We start from the raw sequence: 17,167 nt of genomic DNA on the forward strand, positions 1-17,167 counted from the left end.
GTAGGATGTTCGGATGGAAGGATGTTCCGGTGCCTCTCGTCACAGCGCGCCGCGGTGGCCTGGTCGACCAGGTCATCGGCCAGCTCCGTTCCGCCATCACCGGCGGTGAGTGGCCGGTCGGCGCCCGGATCCCGCCGGAGTCGGAGCTGGCCTCGTCGCTGGAGGTCGGCCGGAACACCGTCCGCGAGGCCGTCCGTGCCCTCTCCCACGGCGGTCTACTGGAGGTGCGCCAGGGCGACGGCACCTACGTGCGGGCCACCACCGAGCTGTCCGGGGCGCTGCGCACGCTGTGCGGCCCGGAGCTGCGCGAGGTGCTGGAGGTCCGCCGCACCCTGGAGGTCGAGGCGGCCCGGATGGCGGCCGCCCGCCGGACCGACGCCGACCTGACCGTCCTGCGGGCCGCGCTGGCCGAGCGCGACCGGGCCGTCGCCGCCGTCGCGGAGTGCGGCCGTCGCGGTGAGGAGCCGGACACCGCGGACGTGGAGCTCGCCGCGCGCGCCGACACCGACTTCCACGTCGCCGTCGTCCGCTGTGCGGGCAACAGCCTGCTCGTCGAGCTCTACCGGGGCGTGGTGGAGGCGGTCGCGGACAGCGTGAAGACCACGATGCCCGGCACCGCGGGCACCGACGACGACATCTCGCACACCGGGATCGTCGATGCCATCGCCGACGGCGACGTGGACCGCGCCGCCCGCGAGGCCGGGGACTTCCTGGACCGGCTCATCGCCGCCCGCCCGGGCGTCCCGGACGCCCCCTCCCGCACGGACGCTCCGGCCGCCGGGGCCGGCCCCACCGCCTGACCCCCACCGCCCGGGCCGGTGCTGCACCGGGCGGCACCGGGCGGCACCGGGCGGCACCGGGCAGCCGCAGGCCCGGCGCGGCGGTCCCGGTCCGGTTACCCTCCTGCGCCGGACCCACCCCGCCCCCGACCCCGAGGAGTGCTCCGGCGTGCTGAAGGGCTTCAAGGAATTCCTGCTGCGCGGCAACGTGATCGACCTGGCCGTCGCCGTCGTCATCGGTGCGGCGTTCACGTCCGTGGTCACCGCCTTCACCAAGGCGTTCCTGGAGCCGCTGCTCCGGTTGTTCTCCGGCGGGGAGAACGCCGTGCCCCCGGGCACGATCCCGCTGACCGACGAGGTGCAGCTCGACTACGCGAGCTTCCTCAACGCCGTCATCACCTTCCTGATCACCGCCGCGGTCATCTACTTCCTGGTCGTCTTCCCGATGAAGTGGCTCCAGGACCGCCGCAGGCGCGACGCGGAGGACCCGGCCCTCGAGACCGACCTGGACCTGCTCAAGGAGATCCGCGACCTGCTCCGCGACCAGGCCGAGCGGGACCGCGAGCGGACCCTCGCGCCATCGCCCGGTGCCGTCGGGCAGCCAACGGCGCCGGCGCCGCCGGTGCCGCCCGGCTCGCCGCAGGGCCGTCCGCTGCCTCCGCCGCCGGCACCCCGGCCCGGCCCGGTCGACGACGGCCACCCCGAGCCCTACCCGGACACTCCGCGCCGGCCCCGCCACCGCGGCTGAGCCCGATCCTCTCCGGGGCGCCGCCCGACGGCCCGCGAGCAGACATCGGAGGGTGGCCGTCCGGTGGCCGACGGCACACACACTCGTTCCGGAGGAAACACGCCGCCCTTTCGACTCGACACGGCACGAACCCCCCACCAGGCTGGCCCGGTCGCGGGCGGCACCGGGCCGCCGCGGAGGGGAGCACGGCACGATGGCGGAAGCCACGACGCAGGTGGCGGAGGACGGTCCCGGGCTGAAGCGCGTCATGGGGCCCAAGCTGCTGCTGCTGTTCATCATCGGCGACATCCTGGGTACCGGGATCTACGCCCTGGTCGGTCAGGTCGCCGAGGAGGTCGGCGGGGCGGCGTGGGTGCCGTTCCTGGTCGCCTTCGCCGTCGCCATGATCACCGCGTTCTCCTACCTGGAGCTCGTCACCAAGTACCCGCAGGCGGCGGGTGCGGCGCTCTACACGCACAAGGCGTTCGGCATCCACTTCCTGACCTTCATGGTCACCTTCGTGGTGATGAGCTCGGGGATCACCTCGGCGTCGACGGCGTCACGGGCGTTCGCGGCGAACCTGAACGAGGGCTTCGGGCTGGACCTGGGCAACGGCGGGATCGTCCTGATCGCGCTCGGCTTCATGCTGCTGGTCGCGCTGGTGAACTTCCGCGGCGTCGGCGAGAGCGTGAAGCTCAACGTGGTGCTCACCCTGGTCGAGCTGTCCGGCCTGCTCCTGGTGATCCTGATCGGGATCTACGCCATCGCCGGCGGCGACGCCGACTGGTCGCGCGTGGTCGCCTTCGACACCCCGGAGGACAAGGGGGTGTTCCTCGCCGTCACCTCGGCGACCTCGCTCGCGTTCTTCGCGATGGTCGGCTTCGAGGACTCGGTGAACATGGCCGAGGAGTGCCACGAGCCGCGCCGCATCTTCCCCAAGATCATGATCACCGGCCTGACCGTCACCGGGATCATCTACGTGCTCGTCGCCATCTGCTCGGTGGCGCTGGTCCCGGTCGGCCCGCTGGCCGCGAGCGAGACGCCGCTGGTCGAGGTCGTCCGCGCCGGCGCCCCCGGCATCCCGGCCGACGTCGTGCTGCCGTTCATCTCGATGTTCGCCGTCGCCAACTCGGCCCTGATCAACATGCTGATGGCATCGCGGCTGCTCTACGGGATGGCCAACCAGGCCGTGCTGCCCAAGCCGCTGGCCAGGGTGCACCCGTTCCGCCGCACGCCGTGGGTGTCGATCATCTTCACGACGCTGATCTCGTTCGCCCTGATCAGCTACGTGTCGCTCGACTCGGACTCCGACGTCGTCTCCGCGCTCGGCGGCACCACGTCGCTGCTGCTGCTCGCGGTGTTCACGATCGTCAACATCGCGGTGCTGGTGCTGCGCCGCGACCGGATCGCCGAGGACCACTTCCGGGCCCCGCCCGGACTGCCGATCGTCGGCGCGGTCGCGAGCCTGTACCTGGTCCTGCCCTTCTCCGGGCGGGACGCGATCCAGTACGAGCTGGCCGGGCTGCTGCTCCTGCTCGGCCTGGTCCTCTACGGGATCACCCTGCTGCTCAACCGCAGCCTCGGGGTGAAGACGGCGACCCTGGACCCGTCGAAGCTGGACGGCTGACGAGGGGCCCGCTCGTCCCGGTGCCTGCCGCGGCGCGGTCACCGGGACCGTAGGACCGACCGGCCGTGGTCACGGTCGGGCACCGGACACGTCGCACGCCGACCCGTCCGGTGCCCGATCCGTGGTCACCGGCCGGCGAGGTCGCGCAGGCGGCCGGCGAGCTGCTCCTCGTAGAAGGTGAAGAACTCGTCGACGTCCGGTCCGGCGCTGATCAGCGCGAGCCGGTCGTAGCCCGCGTCGGCGAAGCCCTGCACCGTCGCGACGTGGGCCTCGACGTCCGGGCCCGCTCCGAACGCGTCGGCCATGTCCTCCTGACGGACGAAGGCCGTCGCCGCCTCGAAGTTGCGCACGTTGGGCAGCTCGGCCTGGATCTTCCAGCCGGTCGGGCCGAACCGGAACAGCCGGTGCGCCGACTCCAGCGCCGCGTCGACGGTTCCGGCGTAGGCCAGCGGGACCTCGGCCCAGCGGGAACCGGTGCCGCCTGCGGCGGTGTAGGCGTCGATCAGGTCGGTGCGGGGCTCGGTGGCGAACAGGCCGTCACCCAGCTCACCGGCGATCCGGGCCGCCTTCGGCCCACCCGCGGCGACGACGATGTCCGGCAGCGTCTCCGGCAGGTCGAACACCCGCGCGTCCTCGACGGACAGGTGGGTGCCGCGGTAGGTCCGGTAGCCACCGGTCCACAGCAGCCGGATGATCTCCAGCGCCTCGCGGAGCATCACGTGCCGCACGCCGACGACCGGCCACGGATGTCCGGTGACGTGCTCGGACAGCTGCTCGCCCGAGCCGACGCCGAGGGTGAACCGGCCCTCGGACAGCAGCGCGGTCGTCGCCGCGGCCTGGGCGATGATCGCCGGGTGGTAGCGGATCGTCGGGCAGGTCACCCCGGTGGCCAGGCCGATCCGCTCGGTCCGCATCGCGATGGCGGCGAGGATCGACCAGGCGAACCCGGAGTGGCCGTGGCTCTCCAGCCACGGGTGGTAGTGGTCGGAGATCTCGACGAAGTCGAAACCGGCCTCCTCGGCACGGACGGCCTGACGGACCATCTCCTGCGGTGTGTAGGCCTCGGCGAAGAGCTTGAAGCCGATCTGCACGACGGGTGTCCTCTCCTCGGGTGTGCCCCGACGGGATTCCCGGCGGGCGGCGGATCACTCCTGCGGCGGCCGGACGATCGTCCCGGCGGGTGTGCCGGCGCCCGCCGGCCCGCGCCGCACGACGGTCACGGCCCCGTCGCCGGCCGGGTCCTCCGGCCGCGGTGATGCGGAGGTGGTCACCCGGTGAAGACTGTCCCTCGGGCCGGGATCCTGCAGGTCGACCGGTGGACAACCGACCCGGGCCCGGTACGGTGAGCCCATCGGAAACTCGGCCGCACGTCCCCGGACACGCGGCCCCGCCCCATCGGGCAGGCGGGGTCGCCGGCCAGGGGTGCCCGGCGTCGGGCGGCCGTCGTGACGGCGGCCGAGCCCGACCGCCGGCGGCTCGGCCACACGGGCAGCTGGCCGGAACCGCACTCCCGGGTGAGCCTGCGCGAGCACACCCCGGCGCCCGGGGTGACCGTCCTCGAGGTGATCGGCGAGGTCGACCTCGCCGAGGCCGAGGCGATCCGGGTGCGGATGTCGGAGATGCTCCACCAGACGCGACCGGCGCGGGCCCTGCTGGACCTGTCCGGCGTCGGGTTCCTCGGGTCGCACGGTCTGACGGCGGTGGTCCGGTCCTCGCGGGCGGCCGGCGAGGCCGGGGTCCGCCTGGACGGGGTCACCGGCCCGGACAACCGGGCGGTGATCCGACCGGTGCGGATGACCGGGCTGGACCAGGTCATCACCTGGTACCCGGACCTCGACACGGCCCTGGCTGCCTGCTGAGCCTGCACCTCGACGGTCCCGTCCGCGGCGCCCGTCCGGCGCGGCCGGGAACCTGCGGTGCCCCGGAACCGGTCATCGGTGAGCCGCGAGCCGCACCAGGACCAGCGCGGGCCCGGACGGCGCGCGGCCCCGCCGCCAGGCGGCGCGCAGGCGTCGCTGCAGGTCGGCGCCGCGCACCGGGACCGTCCGCAGCGTTCCGGCCGCCACCTCGGCCGCCACCGCCAGACCGCTGATCACCGCCGGGCCCGCGCCGCCCGCGACCGCGTTCTTGATCGCCGTCGTCGAGCCGAGCTCCAGCACCGGCGGCGCGACGTCCCCGAGGGCGCGCTCCAGGAACTCCCGGGTGCCCGAGCCGGGCTCGCGGGCCACCAGCGGCGTCGTCGCGAGCCGCGACGCGTCCACCGCGCGGCGCCGGGCCCACGGGTGGTCCGGCGCGACGACGAGCACCAGCCGGTCCCGCCCGACGACCTGGCCGTCGAGGTCGGCGGGCAGGTCCGGGCCCTCGACGAACCCGAGGTCGGCGTCGCCGGAGCGGACGTCGTCGACCACCTCGGCGGTGTTGTGCGAGGTCAGCGTGACCGCGGTGCCGGGCAGCTCGGCGCGCAGCGCGACCAGCCAGCGGGGCAGCAGGTACTCCGCGACGGTGAAGCTGGCGGCCACCCGCAGCCGGGCCGCCCGGTCGGTGCGCAGCGCGGCGACGCCCTCGTCCAGGGCGTGCGCGGCGTCCAGCACGGCCCGCGCCCGTTCGACGACGAGCGCCCCGTCCGGTGTGAGCCGGGTACCGCGCGGCGACCGCTCCAGCAGGGTCAGCCCGAGTGCGGCCTCGAGTGTCCTGACCCGGGCGCTGACCGCGGCCTGGGAGATGCCGTGGGCCGCGGCGGCCCTGCCCATGCTCCCCAGGGTGGCGACCGAGACCAGCAGGTCGTAGGGCACGAGGTCGGCGACGCGCGGGGACAGGGTCACAACCTCTGATTGTGACTCCGCAACGCCGCGACGGGTACCGCCCGGTCACCGACCGGCCGACCGTGGGGACATGACCACGCACCTCCGTCCCCCGGCCGCGGCCGCTCCGCCGCACGCGTTCGTCCGCCTCGGGCTGCTGCGCGGGCTCGACACCCCTGGCGACGCGGTCCGCTCGTTCGGGCCGAACTGGTTCGCCGCGGTGATGGGCACCGGGATCGTCGGCGGGGCCGCCGCGACGCTGCCGTTCCGCTCCCCGCTGCTGACCGCGTGGGCGACCGGGGTGTGGGGCCTGGCCTCGGCACTGCTGGTGGTGCTCGTGGCCGCGGCGGTGGCGCACCGGGTGCGCTCCCCCGAGCGGGCCCGCGCGCACGCCGCGGACCCGGTGGCCGTGCAGTCCTACGGCGCGGTCGCGATGGCCTTCATGACGGTCGGCGCCGGCGCGGTCCAGTTCGGCCCTGCCGTGCTCGGCGCTCCGGCCGCGCTCGCGACGAGCGCGGTGCTGTGGCTCGTCGGGACGGTGTTCGGGCTGGTCACCGCGGTCGGCGTGCCGTATCTGATGATCACCCGGCACACGGTCGGGCCGGACGCGGTGTCCCCCGCGTGGCTGCTGCCGGTGGTGCCGCCGATGGTGTCGGCCGCGGACGGGGCGCTGCTCGTCGTGCACCTGGCGCCGGGCCAGGGCCGCACCACGCTGCTGCTCGCCTGCGTCGCGCTGTTCGGGATGAGCCTGTTCGCGACGCTGGCCCTGCTCCCGCAGATCTGGCACCGGCTCGTCGTGCACGGGACCGGACCGGCGGCGGCCGTCCCCACCCTGTGGATCGTGCTCGGCCAGTCGGTCACCGCGGCCGGGCTCCTGGCGAACGCCGCGCCCGGCAGCGTGCCGGAGCCGTACGCGGGCGCCGCGGCGGTGATCGCGGTGGTCTACGGAGTCCCGGTGTGGGGGTTCGCGATGCTGTGGCTGGCGCTCGCGGCCGCAGTGACCCTGCGGACCATCCGGCGGGGACTGCCGTTCACGCTGACCTGGTGGAGCTTCACCTTCCCGCTGGGGACCTGCGTGACCGGCACGAACCTGCTGGTGGAACGGCTGGAAACGCCGGCGCTCGCCGTCGTCGCGACAGCGCTGTACGTGCTGCTGGTGGCGGCCTGGCTCCTCGTCGGGGCCCGGACCGTGCACGGTGCGCTCGCCCGCTCCGAACCTGCTCGCCCCGCATAGGGGCGTTCAGCGACGCGGGTCGCTGCGGTCGGGGTCCTTGAGCAAGTCGAGCTGGTAGCCGTCGCGGGTGGAGAAGTCGGCCCGCAGCACGAAGCGGTCCCCGCGCACCAGCGGGCGGCGCCACTCGACCGGGCGCCCCTTCGCGCTGCCGAGCCGGGACACCGAGAACGCGGCGGTCGACGGGCTCCCGCCCAGCAGCCGGTGTTCGGCGGGGGTGGGCAGGATCGGCGCGATGGTCTCGTGGCCGCCGGTGAGCACCACGCCGCACAGCTCGGCGTAGCGCTGGTAGAGGGCGACCCCGGTGAAGTCGGCGTGCAGCAGCGGCGCGGCCAGGTCGTGCGGGAGCCACACCCGGTCCAGCGCGAGCGGCTCCCCACCGGCCAGCCGCAGCCGTTCCAGGTGCACCAGCGGTGTCGACTCCTCCAGACCGAGCCGCGCCGCGACCACGCCGTCGGCGCGGACGTCCAGCGAGCGCACGACGCTGCGCTGCTCCAGGCCCATGGCCCGGACGGACTCGTGGATGCTGTACAGCGCGCCCAGGCGCTGGGCGGTCTCGACCGGCGCCGCCTGCCGCGACGGCCGGCCCCGCGTCCCGACGACGCGGCCCTCGTCGCGCAGCACCTTCACCGCCTGGCGGACGGTGTGCCTGCTGACGCCGTACTCCCGGCCCAGGGCGAGCTCGCCGGGGAAGCCGTGGGCGAACGCGTCGGAGTCCAGGCGGCGGCGCAGGTCCTCGAGCAGCTGCTCCCAGAGCAGCCGCCCCGGCTCGCGACGGAGCACGGCAGGTCCGGGGACCGGTCCCGACTCGGCGTCACGCACCCCGCTGAATGTACGGACCGGGCACGCGGACGGGCGATCCCGACCGACGGGTCAGCGGAGCGACCAGGTGCAGGAGCCGGTCAGGACGACCGACTCGCCGTCGAGGATCCGGGCGGCGGCCGGACCGTGCAGGACCCCGCGGGACACCTCGGTGCCGTCCACGCCGGTGCGCGTGTAGCCGCACTCCCGGCCCGGGGTCGGACCGTCGGTGGCCCAGGTGCCCGGTGCGAGGTCGAGACCGGCCCGGTACACGCCCTCGGTCGCCTCCCGCGCCGGGACGGGCGCGGCCTGGTGGACGGTGGTCGCCTCGGCACGGTCGTCGCCGTTCACGAACGCGCCGCCCAGCAGCACCACCGGTACGACCAGCGCCAGCAGCAGCCACGGCCACAGCACGGTGCGCTGACCCGCCGCGGCGCGCTCCGCGTAGTACCGCCCGTACGGTCCGGTGCTGTCCATCCACCCGCCTCACGTCCGACGTCACTCTGGTGATCGAAGCGGATACCCGAGAGTGTTACGTCCCGTCCCACGATGTGAGCGGACGAGTGTCGTCGTCGATCATCGACACCCCCTCGGACGACGAACCCCGGGGGCGGGTGGAGCAGCACGTACGGCCGTCCGTCACGCCGCCGAGGGCTACCCTCCCCGGCATGGCTTCCCCCGCGGGCGGACCGCATTCGCCCCGCCCCCGCCGCACGCAGGACGAACGCCGGGCCAGCAGCCGGGCCATCATCCTCGCGGCCGCCCTCGACGAGCTGTACGAGCACGGCCACGCGCACTCGACGACCGTGACCGTGCAGCGGCGCGCGGGGGTGTCGCGCGGGCGGCTGCTGCACCACTTCCCGAGCCGCGAGTCGCTGCTCATCGCGGCCGCGCAGCACCTGGCCGCCGAGCGGATCGCCGACATGGAGCAGTGGGTGGTGGACTCGGAGTACGGGGGGACCACCGGCACCGCCCGCTGTGAGCGGGCCGTGGAGCTGCTGTGGGGCACGTTCATGCAGCCGTACTTCTGGGCGTCGATGGAGCTGTGGGTCGCGGCCCGCACCAACGACGACATCCGTGCCGAGCTGCTCCCCGCAGAGCGGCGCCTCGGCACCGCGGTGGCCCACGTGGTCGCCACCCTGTTCGGCCCCGCGCTGTCCAGCCACCCGGCCTTCGACGAGTGCCGCGAGCTGCTGTTCACCAGCATGCGCGGGGTCGCGATGACCTACGCCATCAACCCCCGCGACCACGAGACCGAGCCGCACCTCGCGAGCTGGAAGCGCCTGGCCCGCCGGATGCTCGAGGTCGACGACGGCGATGCCGCGGACGCCTCGGGTCAGCACGGCCAGCGGAACGGTTAGCCCACCCCGGCGAACTGCAGCGCCTCGGCCCAGCTCGCCCGCTTCGAGATCAGCCGCTTGTACTTCATGATCTGGGTGGGCCGGTCGATCGTGATCGTCCCGACCAGCCGGTCGCCGCGCCGGTAGAGCGCGAGGAAGCGGTCGTCACCCTGCTCGGAGGACACCACCCGGATCTCGTCGGCCGCGGGCCGGCCGACGAACTGGATCCGGCTGGAGTACCAGTCCGACCAGAAGTACGGAACGGTGCCGAGCTCGGTGGCGTTCGCCGGGTCCAGCGCGTTCCTGGCGGCCACCGCGCCCTGCTCGGCGGCGGTGGTCCAGTGCTCCAGCCGCATGACCTCGCCGTCGAACAGGTGGTTCGGGAAGTGCACCACGTCGCCCGCGGCGTACACCCCGTCGGCGGCACGCAGCGTGGCGTCGGCGACCACGCCGCGGTCGCGTTCGTGCAGCTCGACGCCCGAGCCCTCCAGCCAGCCGGTGCACGGGGACACCCCGATCCCGACGACGACCAGGTCCGCCGGGACGATCTCGCCCGACCCCAGGCGGACCCCGGTGACCGCGCCGCCGGAGGACTCCAGCCCGTCGACGGTCTCTCCGCAGCGCAGGTCGGTGCCGTGCGCGCGGTGCAGGTCGGCGCAGGCCTTGCCCATGTCCTCGCCGACCGAACGCACCAGCGGGACCGGCAGGGTCTCCACGATCGTCGCGGGCAGGCCGCGCTTGCGCGCCGAGCTCGCGACCTCCGAGCCGATGAACCCCGCACCGATGACGACGGTGCGGGCACCCGCGTCCAGCGCGGAGCGGACGGCGAGCGCGTCGTCCCAGGTCCGCAGTGCGTGCACCCCGGAGAGGTCCTCGGTGCCGGGCAGCGTCCGCGCCGCCCCGCCGGTCGCGACGACCAGAGCGTCGTAGCCCAGCTCGGAGCCGTTGCCGAGCCCGACCAGCCTCGACGCGGTGTCCAGCGAGGTCGCCGGGACGCCGAGGCGCAGCTCCACCCCCAGCTCGTGGCGCAGGTGCTCCTCGGTCCGGAACCGCGGGTCGGCCGGCTCCTCGCCGGTGTCGTCGAGGAAGGCCTTCGACAACGGCGGGCGGTCGTAGGGCAGGTGCCGCTCGGCCCCGACGAGGGTCACGGCGCCCTGGTGGCCGGCCTTGCGCGCCGCCTCGACGGCCCGGATGCCGGCCAGCGACGCACCGACGACGACGAGGTGCTCCACGGTGTGCTCCTCCGGAGAAGGGAGTGGGGACGCCGGGAGTGGCGGTCTCCCGGCGTCCCCGCGGTGAGGGGGTGCGTGCGGTCAGCTCTCGACGAGGCGCAGTGCTTCGGTCGGACAGGAGGCGATCGCCGCCTCGCAGGCCGCCCGGTGCTCCTCGGCCGGGGTGGCGTCCAGCACCGCGAGCGAACCGTCGTCGCGGACCTCGAAGAGCTCCGGCGCCTCGGCCTCGCACAGGCCCAGGCCGCTGCACTTGCCCTCGTCGAGCTCGATACGCAGACCCATCACTTCTCCAGGGAGAATCGGAACGGCATGCGCTTCACCCCGCGCATGAAGTTGGTGCCCAGCAGCTCGGGCTCGCCGACCTCGAACTGCGGGATGCGGAACAGCAGCTCGCGGAACAGCGCCTTGAGCATGGACTTCGCGAGCTGGTTGCCGAGGCAGAAGTGCACGCCGCCGCCGCCGAAGCCGGTGTGCGCCTTCGCGTTCTCCCGGGACAGGTCGAACTTCTCCGGGTCGTCGAAGACCTTCTCGTCCATGCAGCCCGACGGGTAGAACATGACGACCTTGTCGCCGGGGACGATCTTCTTGCCGCCCAGCTCGGTCTCGACGACCGCGGTGCGGCGGAAGGTCATGACCGGGCAGGCGTACCGGACGAACTCCTCGATCGCGTTGTTGATCCGGCCGTCGAAGTCCTCCATGAGCCACTGCTTCTGCTCGGGGAAGTGGGTGAAGGCGCGGACGGTGAACGCCGAGGTGTGCCGGGTGGTGTCGGTGCCGGCGACCGCCATGAGCACGAAGAACGAGCCGATCTCGAACTCGTCGAGCTTCTGGCCGTCGACCTCGGCGTTGATCAGCGAGGTGATCAGGTCGTCGGACGGCTCCGCGGTCTTCAGCTCGATGAGCTCGGCGGCGATGTCGTGCAGGTTCGTCGCGGCCTGCACCTGCACCTCGTCGGCGGCGCGGCCGGCGAGGACCTCGTCGTCGGCCCAGGCGACGATGTCGGCGGCGTTGCGCGCAGTGGCCTCGCGCAGGTGCTCGGGGACGCCCATGATGTCGCAGAAGATGCGGGTGGGGAGCACCTTCGCGACCCGCTGGACGAAGTCGATCTCGCCGGAGGGCTCGGCGACGACGTCGTCGATGATCTCCTTCGCGGCCAGCGCGATCCGGTCGTCGATCAGCTTGATCTGCTTGGGCGTGAACGCCGAGGCGACGAGCTTGCGGAGCCGGTCGTGCTTGGGGTTGTCCATCGCGAGGAAGGACTGGGTCAGCTCGAGGAAGATCGGCGGGAGCAGGTCGAACAGCACACCCTGCCCGGAGATGTAGGTGTCGTTGTCCCGGCTGACCGTGACGATGTCGGCGTGGCTGACCACCGCCCAGTAGCCGGGGTCGTCGGGGTCGGGGGTGACGGCGTCGTCGACCGGACGCTGCCAGGAGACCGGCTGCTCGCGGCGCAGGACCTTGAAGGTCTCCTCACGCTGCGCCGAGGTCTGGTTCCAGAACGCCTTGGTGGAGATGTCGATCGGGTAGTGCTCGGGCTTGCCCTCGCTGGTGGCCGGGATCATGTCCACGGCATCCGGGTCGTACATCTCCGACTCGAAGTCGGTGGCGTCGAAGGTGGCGGTCATCGGATCTCCTCCGAGCCCGGCGGGGTGCTCCGCGGGCGGAAAGCTGGTGACACGGGGTCACTGACGAGTGTGCGGAGAGACGTGGGGACGGTCGTCTCCCCGGGAGGGGGAGGTCGTACCCCCATCGGGAGAGGCGGCCCCGTCCCCCGGTGAGGGGGTACCGGGGGACGGGGCCGATGGCGGGGCAGGCCTCAGTCGTCGGCGTGGCTCAGCAGGACGTCGTACGGACGCGCCTCGCGGGTGCCGGACAGGTCGAGGTGGACGTTCTTCTCCTCGACGTAGGGGTCCAGCGCGCGTGGGCCGAGCTCACGGCCGACGCCGGACTGCTTGTACCCGCCGAACGGCACCTCGCAGTTGATCTGGTGCGCGTCGTTGATCCAGACCGAGCCGGCCTTGATCTTCTCGGCGACGTCCAGGGCCCGGGAGTTGTCCCGGCTCCACACCGACGACGCCAGCCCGTACTGCGTGTCGTTGGCCAGGGCGACGCCCTCGGCCTCCGAGCCGTAGCGGATGACCGACAGCACCGGACCGAAGATCTCCTCGCGGGCGATCCGCATGTCGTTGCGGACGCCGGTGAAGATGGTCGGCTGGATCCAGTGACCCCCCTCGTAGCCCTCGACGTGGGCCTCGTCGCCGCCCAGGACGGCGGTGGCGCCCTCGTCCTTGCCGGACCGGATCAGCTCGAGGATCCGGTCCTTCTGCTTCGCCGAGACGACCGGGCCCATGTCGGTCTCCCAGTCCCGGGTGTCCCCGAGCCGGATGGTGGACGCGCGGGCGACCATGCGCTCCACGAACTCGTCGTGCAGCGAGTCCGGCAGCAGCAGCCGGGTCATCGACTCGCAGACCTGACCGGAGTACAGCATGCAGCCGTACAGCACCCCGTCGACGGCGATGTCGAGGTCGGCGTCGTCGAGGACCAGCGCCGGCGACTTGCCGCCGAGCTCCAGGGTCACGGCCTTGACCGTGCCCGAGGCCAGGCGCATGATCTCGCGTCCGACGTCGGTGGATCCGGTGAAGCCGATCTTGCCGACGCCCGGGTGGCTGGCCAGGCGCGCGCCGGCGTCCGGGCCGGGGCCCGGGACGACGTTGAACACACCCGGCGGCAGCCCGCACTCCTCGGCGATGGCCGCGAACTCCAGCGCCGACAGCGGGGTCTTCTCGTCCGGCTTGAGGATCACCGAGTTGCCGACGGCCAGGGCTGGGGCGAACTTCCACAGGCTCAGCAGCAGCGGGAAGTTCCACGGTGCGATCGCGCCGACCACGCCGATCGGCTCCTTGCGGAGCGTCGACTGGCCGAGCACCGGGAACGTGGCCCGCGGCATGGGCGTCTCGAACTCGTAGCGCTCCGCCAGGCCGGCGAAGTACTCCAGGTGCGGGGCGCAGTAGCCGACGTGGAAGCCGGTGGCCTGACGCACGGTGGCGCCGTTGGCCATGATCTCCAGCTCGACCATCTCGTCGAGCCGCTCGCCGAGCCGGTCGGCGATCGCGCGCATCACCGAGGCGCGGTGCGCCGGGGTGGCTCGCGACCAGCCGCCGTCGTCGAAGGCGGCCTGGGCCGCGTCGACGGCCGCGTCGATCGCCGACGCGCCACCGGAGGCGGCGGTGGCGACCAGCTCACCGTTCTGCGGGTCACGGATCTCGAGGCGGTCGTTCGAGTCCACGTCCTTGCCACCGATCCGCATCGGGAAGTGGCGGACGGTCGTCCCGGCGGTCATGCGGTCGGGTCCAGGACGATCTTGGTGGCTTCGCGCTCCTCGAACATCCGGTACGCCTCGGTCGCCTGCGACATCGGCATGCGGTGCGAGATGAACCGGCTCGGGTCGAGCTTGCCCGCCGCGATGAGCGCCAGCGTCTCGTCCATGTAGTTCGTGATGTTCGCGACGCCCTGGGCAATGGTGACGCCCTTCAGGTACAGGTCGCCGAAGGGCAGCTCGATGCTGTCCTCGGTGTACACACCGGGGATCGAGATCGCGCCACCGGAGCGGACCAGGGTGCAGGCCGACAGCAGCGCCGACGGGTGCCCGACGGCGTCGACCACGACGTCGGCGCCCCGCCAGTCGGTGAGGTCCTGCACGGCGTCGGCCGGGTCGGTCTCGTCGGCGTTCACCGGGACGGCACCGATGGCCTCCGCCTCCTTGAGGCGGGCCGGGACCTTGTCCACCACGATCGTCTGCGCGGCGCCGAGCACGTTCGCCGACATCGCGGCGCACAGCCCGACCGGGCCGGCCCCGACCACGGCGACGGTGTCGCCGGGCTGGATGAACTTGCGGACGGCCTCGTAGCCGGTCGCCATGATGTCGCCGACGAACAGCTTGTCCTCGTCGTTGCCCTTGCCCTCGTCGGAGAGCTTGCGCAGCGTGCGGTCGGCGTTCGGCACGATCACGTACTCGGCCTGGCCGCCGGACAGGCTGCCGAAGGTCACCCCGAGCCCGAAGATCATCGTGCCGAAGCACTGGCCCGGCCGGTTGCGGCGGCAGTTGTAGCAGTTGCCGCAGCTCACGACGCAGGAGGCGACGGCGCGGTCGCCCTCGGAGACGAGGTTGACCGCGGATCCGACGGCCTCGACGGTGCCGAGGAACTCGTGGCCGAGCACCACGTCGTCCTCGATCACGATGCGCCCCTCGTAGGGGTGCAGGTCGGTCCCGCAGATCGCCGTGAGGTCGACCCGCAACAGGACGTCACCGGGGTCGGTGATCTCCGGCTTGGGGACCTCCATGACCTCGATCTTGTGCGGCTCGCGGAGCACGACCGCCTTCATGGTCGCCATCGGATCGGCGTCCTTCCTCCGCTCTGGGACGGGGCGGTCAGGCGTTCGCGGTCGCGTCCTTCTCGGCGACCAGCTCGCGGTACATCGGGAACATCGGCTTGGTCAGCGGGACCAGCTTCAGGATCTTGTTGACCGGGCCCTTGGCCTTGACCTCGCCCTTGGCGAGACCGACGGCGAGGTTGTACTCGCCGCGCCAGAACTTGTCGCCGGTGTCGGCGCGCATCATCAGGGTGATGTCGGCCTTGTCGTCGTCGGCGCCGGTGTGGACCTCCATCGCCGGCTCACGCATCTTGACCCACATCTCGGTGTCCGGGTCGGTGTAGAGCACGCGGAGGTTGATGCCGGCGGCACGCATCTTCGGGCCGGACTCGGGGTGGTCGTTGGCCGCGCGGAAGACGCCGCCGATGTAGGTGTCGACCTCGTTGCTGTCGGCGAAGAAGCCCATGGTGATCTCCTCGTTGAGTGCAGGGGCAGACGTCCGGGGGCCGGGCGCTGCCGTCGGACCAGATGGTGGCCGGGGAGCGAGGGGGGTCACATCGCTCCCGGGGGGGGTGGTTCCGTACTCCCTACGGAGGCACGGTGTGTGACCGGCTGCCCGGGGAGTGACCGCCGTGGGCCGTCAGGCGGTGGCCGGCTCCGCGTACCGCGCGCGCAGCTCGCCCTTGACGAGCTTGCCGGTGGCGCTGCGGGGCAGCTGGTCGGTGAAGTCCACGCTGCGCGGGGCCTTGTAGCGGGCGATCCGCTCGCGGACGAACTCGAGGAGCTCGGCCGCCAGCTCGGGCGAGCCCTCGACGCCGTCGGGGGTCTGCACGACCGCCTTGACCTGCTCGCCCATCTCCGGGTCCGGCACGCCGATGACGGCCACGTCGTAGACCTTGGGGTGCAGGGTGAGGACGTCCTCGACCTCCTGCGGGTAGATGTTCACCCCGCCGGAGATGATCATGAATGCCTTGCGGTCGGTGAGGAACAGGAAGCCGTCGGGGTCGAGGTAGCCGACGTCGCCGGTGGTGGACCAGTTGTCGTGCTCGGGGTGGCGGCCGGCACGGGTCTTCTCCGGGTCGTTGTGGTACTCGAACGGCGGTACGTCGCGCTCGAAGTAGACGGTGCCGACCTCGCCGGTCGGCAGCTCGCGGCCGTCGTCGTCGCAGACGTGGATGACGCCGAGGCCTGCCTTGCCGACCGAGCCGGGCTTGTCCGCCCACGCCGCCGGGTCGATGAAGGTGACACCGTTGCCCTCGGTCGAGGAGTAGTACTCGTACAGGACCGGGCCCCACCAGTCGATCATCTTCTGCTTGACGTCGACCGGGCACGGCGCGGCGGCGTGCACGGCCACCCGCAGCGAGGAGACGTCGTAGGACGTCCGGACGGCGTCGGGAAGCTTGAGCATCCGGACGAACATCGTCGGGACGAACTGGCCGTGGGTCACCCGGTGGTGCGCGATGTGCGCCAGCGCGGCCTCGGCGTCGAACTTCTGCGCCATCACCACGGTCCCGCCGAGGGCGTGCACGATGCCGCCGAAGCGCAGCGGCGCGGCGTGGTACACCGGCGCCGGCGAGTAGTAGACGGTGTCCTCGCCGAAGCCGTACATCGGGCCGAACACCGCGGTGTAGAGGTCACCGGGCTCGTCGACCTGGATCGTCGGCAGCGCGGGCTTGATGCCCCTCGGGCGTCCGGTGGTGCCCGAGGAGTAGAGCATGTCCGCGCCGCGGGGCTGCTCGGGCAGCGGCCCGTCGGCGGCGAGCTCCATCGCGGAACCGAGGGACTCGTGGCCCTCGACCGCTCCCCCGAAGGCGAAGCGGCGCTCCACGCCGGGGGTCCGCGCCACGAGCGCCTCGGCGAGCTCGCGCTTCGCGGCCGAGACGAACAGCACCCGGGCACCGCAGTCGTCCACGATGTAGGCGGCCTCGTCCGCGGCGAGGTGGTGGTTGATGCCGGTGATGTACAGGCCCGAGCGCATCGCCGCCCAGTAGATCTCGAAGACCTCGGGGGCGTTGTCGGAGAGGAAGGCGACGTGGTCGCCGCGGCGCAGCCCGGCGTCGCGCAGGACGTGGGCGATCCGGCGCGAGCGGTCGTCGAGCTCGGCGTAGGTCGTGGTGGCGCCGGTCTCGGGCTGGACCACGGCCGGGTGGTCGGGCCGGGTGCGCGCATGGGTCCCTGGGAACACGAGCTGCTCTCCCCTTCGAGAGTGGGTGGAGCGGCGCCGGGCGGGGCCCGCCGTCGCAGCCCGCATCGTGTCG

The 17,167-nt window shown here is 72.8% G+C and carries 17 protein-coding genes and 1 pseudogene; 6 read left to right on the forward strand and 12 right to left on the reverse strand.

Annotation, left to right across the window (positions count from 1 at the left end; all coding sequences use genetic code 11):
- Positions 1 to 29: 29 nt before the first annotated feature.
- From KPL59_RS16695 to KPL59_RS16705, 3 genes and pseudogenes are all read left to right on the forward strand, one after another.
- The gene (locus KPL59_RS16695; RefSeq protein ID WP_226352258.1) at positions 30 to 800 is read left to right on the forward strand and encodes a FadR/GntR family transcriptional regulator; all 771 of its coding nucleotides are present in this window, start codon (positions 30 to 32) and stop codon (positions 798 to 800) included.
- Between the two features lie 148 nt (positions 801 to 948).
- Positions 949 to 1,320: pseudogene (gene mscL / locus KPL59_RS37725) on the forward strand (large conductance mechanosensitive channel protein MscL); the annotation flags it as partial.
- A gap of 400 nt (positions 1,321 to 1,720) precedes the next feature.
- Entirely contained in the window at positions 1,721 to 3,133 is a 1,413-nt protein-coding gene (locus tag KPL59_RS16705; protein ID WP_043282049.1) for an APC family permease, read from the forward strand.
- A gap of 125 nt (positions 3,134 to 3,258) precedes the next feature.
- On the opposite strand, the gene KPL59_RS16710 is transcribed toward KPL59_RS16705, so the two are convergent.
- Positions 3,259 to 4,224 carry a TIGR03557 family F420-dependent LLM class oxidoreductase gene (locus KPL59_RS16710; RefSeq protein ID WP_149663612.1) on the reverse strand — a complete coding sequence of 322 codons (966 nt, stop codon included), beginning with the start codon at positions 4,222 to 4,224 and terminating at the stop codon, positions 3,259 to 3,261.
- A gap of 54 nt (positions 4,225 to 4,278) precedes the next feature.
- A complete protein-coding gene (locus KPL59_RS35790) occupies positions 4,279 to 4,404 on the reverse strand; it encodes a hypothetical protein (RefSeq protein WP_255677151.1) in 126 nt (41 codons plus the stop codon).
- Positions 4,405 to 4,578: 174 nt separating this feature from the next.
- Here KPL59_RS35790 and KPL59_RS16715 point away from each other — a divergent pair, with 174 nt between their 5' ends.
- Positions 4,579 to 4,992, forward strand: coding sequence for an STAS domain-containing protein (locus tag KPL59_RS16715; protein ID WP_020627735.1), 414 nt, complete (start codon positions 4,579 to 4,581; stop codon positions 4,990 to 4,992).
- Positions 4,993 to 5,064: 72 nt separating this feature from the next.
- Here KPL59_RS16715 and KPL59_RS16720 read toward each other — a convergent pair whose 3' ends face one another.
- The gene (locus KPL59_RS16720) at positions 5,065 to 5,955 is read right to left on the reverse strand and encodes a LysR family transcriptional regulator (protein ID WP_308187898.1); all 891 of its coding nucleotides are present in this window, start codon (positions 5,953 to 5,955) and stop codon (positions 5,065 to 5,067) included.
- Positions 5,956 to 6,025: 70 nt separating this feature from the next.
- On the opposite strand from KPL59_RS16720, the gene KPL59_RS16725 reads away from it, so the two are divergent.
- On the forward strand, positions 6,026 to 7,168 hold the full coding sequence (locus KPL59_RS16725; RefSeq protein WP_226361344.1) for a TDT family transporter: 1,143 nt from the start codon (positions 6,026 to 6,028) through the stop codon (positions 7,166 to 7,168).
- Positions 7,169 to 7,174: 6 nt separating this feature from the next.
- On the opposite strand, the gene KPL59_RS16730 is transcribed toward KPL59_RS16725, so the two are convergent.
- Both KPL59_RS16730 and KPL59_RS16735 read right to left on the reverse strand, forming a co-directional pair.
- Positions 7,175 to 7,987, reverse strand: coding sequence for a GntR family transcriptional regulator (locus KPL59_RS16730; protein ID WP_226361345.1), 813 nt, complete (start codon positions 7,985 to 7,987; stop codon positions 7,175 to 7,177).
- 51 nt (positions 7,988 to 8,038) lie between these two features.
- Positions 8,039 to 8,443, reverse strand: a complete 405-nt coding sequence (locus KPL59_RS16735) for a hypothetical protein (protein ID WP_226352255.1) — start codon at positions 8,441 to 8,443, stop codon at positions 8,039 to 8,041.
- 191 nt (positions 8,444 to 8,634) lie between these two features.
- Here KPL59_RS16735 and KPL59_RS16740 point away from each other — a divergent pair, with 191 nt between their 5' ends.
- On the forward strand, positions 8,635 to 9,327 hold the full coding sequence (locus tag KPL59_RS16740) for a TetR/AcrR family transcriptional regulator (protein WP_075308972.1): 693 nt from the start codon (positions 8,635 to 8,637) through the stop codon (positions 9,325 to 9,327).
- On the opposite strand, the gene KPL59_RS16745 is transcribed toward KPL59_RS16740, so the two are convergent.
- The 7 genes from KPL59_RS16745 to KPL59_RS16775 form a co-directional block, all read right to left on the reverse strand.
- Positions 9,324 to 10,538: an NAD(P)/FAD-dependent oxidoreductase gene (locus KPL59_RS16745; RefSeq protein WP_226361346.1), complete on the reverse strand. Its 1,215-nt coding sequence runs from the start codon at positions 10,536 to 10,538 to the stop codon at positions 9,324 to 9,326. The genes KPL59_RS16740 and KPL59_RS16745 overlap by 4 nt on opposite strands.
- Before the next feature lie 81 nt (positions 10,539 to 10,619).
- Entirely contained in the window at positions 10,620 to 10,820 is a 201-nt protein-coding gene (locus KPL59_RS16750) for a ferredoxin (protein ID WP_020627742.1), read from the reverse strand.
- Positions 10,820 to 12,163, reverse strand: coding sequence for a cytochrome P450 (locus tag KPL59_RS16755; RefSeq protein WP_226361347.1), 1,344 nt, complete (start codon positions 12,161 to 12,163; stop codon positions 10,820 to 10,822). Before KPL59_RS16755 ends, KPL59_RS16750 begins: the two co-directional genes overlap by 1 nt.
- A gap of 191 nt (positions 12,164 to 12,354) precedes the next feature.
- The gene (locus KPL59_RS16760) at positions 12,355 to 13,878 is read right to left on the reverse strand and encodes an aldehyde dehydrogenase (RefSeq protein WP_226361348.1); all 1,524 of its coding nucleotides are present in this window, start codon (positions 13,876 to 13,878) and stop codon (positions 12,355 to 12,357) included.
- Positions 13,875 to 14,930, reverse strand: a complete 1,056-nt coding sequence (locus KPL59_RS16765) for an alcohol dehydrogenase catalytic domain-containing protein (RefSeq protein WP_226352251.1) — start codon at positions 14,928 to 14,930, stop codon at positions 13,875 to 13,877. Before KPL59_RS16765 ends, KPL59_RS16760 begins: the two co-directional genes overlap by 4 nt.
- A gap of 37 nt (positions 14,931 to 14,967) precedes the next feature.
- Positions 14,968 to 15,375, reverse strand: a complete 408-nt coding sequence (locus KPL59_RS16770) for an SCP2 sterol-binding domain-containing protein (protein ID WP_075308978.1) — start codon at positions 15,373 to 15,375, stop codon at positions 14,968 to 14,970.
- Between the two features lie 174 nt (positions 15,376 to 15,549).
- Positions 15,550 to 17,094 (reverse strand): acyl-CoA synthetase, encoded by a 1,545-nt coding sequence (locus KPL59_RS16775; RefSeq protein ID WP_226352250.1) that lies wholly within the window; start codon positions 17,092 to 17,094, stop codon positions 15,550 to 15,552.
- Positions 17,095 to 17,167: the final 73 nt, after the last annotated feature.

This window comes from Pseudonocardia sp. ICBG1142 (assembly GCF_020496255.1).
Classification (GTDB): domain Bacteria; phylum Actinomycetota; class Actinomycetes; order Mycobacteriales; family Pseudonocardiaceae; genus Pseudonocardia.

What these genes read in the sequence shown, in the direction of transcription:
- KPL59_RS16705 (WP_043282049.1), top strand. Translation starts at nt 1,721, where the DNA reads ATGGCGGAAGCCACGACGCAGGTGGCGGAGGACGGTCCCGGGCTGAAG.
- KPL59_RS16725 (WP_226361344.1), top strand. Translation starts at nt 6,026, where the DNA reads ATGACCACGCACCTCCGTCCCCCGGCCGCGGCCGCTCCGCCGCACGCG.
- KPL59_RS16735 (WP_226352255.1), bottom strand. Translation starts at nt 8,443, where the DNA reads ATGGACAGCACCGGACCGTACGGGCGGTACTACGCGGAGCGCGCCGCG.
- KPL59_RS16740 (WP_075308972.1), top strand. Translation starts at nt 8,635, where the DNA reads ATGGCTTCCCCCGCGGGCGGACCGCATTCGCCCCGCCCCCGCCGCACG.
- KPL59_RS16750 (WP_020627742.1), bottom strand. Translation starts at nt 10,820, where the DNA reads ATGGGTCTGCGTATCGAGCTCGACGAGGGCAAGTGCAGCGGCCTGGGC.
- KPL59_RS16755 (WP_226361347.1), bottom strand. Translation starts at nt 12,163, where the DNA reads ATGACCGCCACCTTCGACGCCACCGACTTCGAGTCGGAGATGTACGAC.
- KPL59_RS16760 (WP_226361348.1), bottom strand. Translation starts at nt 13,878, where the DNA reads ATGACCGCCGGGACGACCGTCCGCCACTTCCCGATGCGGATCGGTGGC.
- KPL59_RS16765 (WP_226352251.1), bottom strand. Translation starts at nt 14,930, where the DNA reads ATGGCGACCATGAAGGCGGTCGTGCTCCGCGAGCCGCACAAGATCGAG.
- KPL59_RS16770 (WP_075308978.1), bottom strand. Translation starts at nt 15,375, where the DNA reads ATGGGCTTCTTCGCCGACAGCAACGAGGTCGACACCTACATCGGCGGC.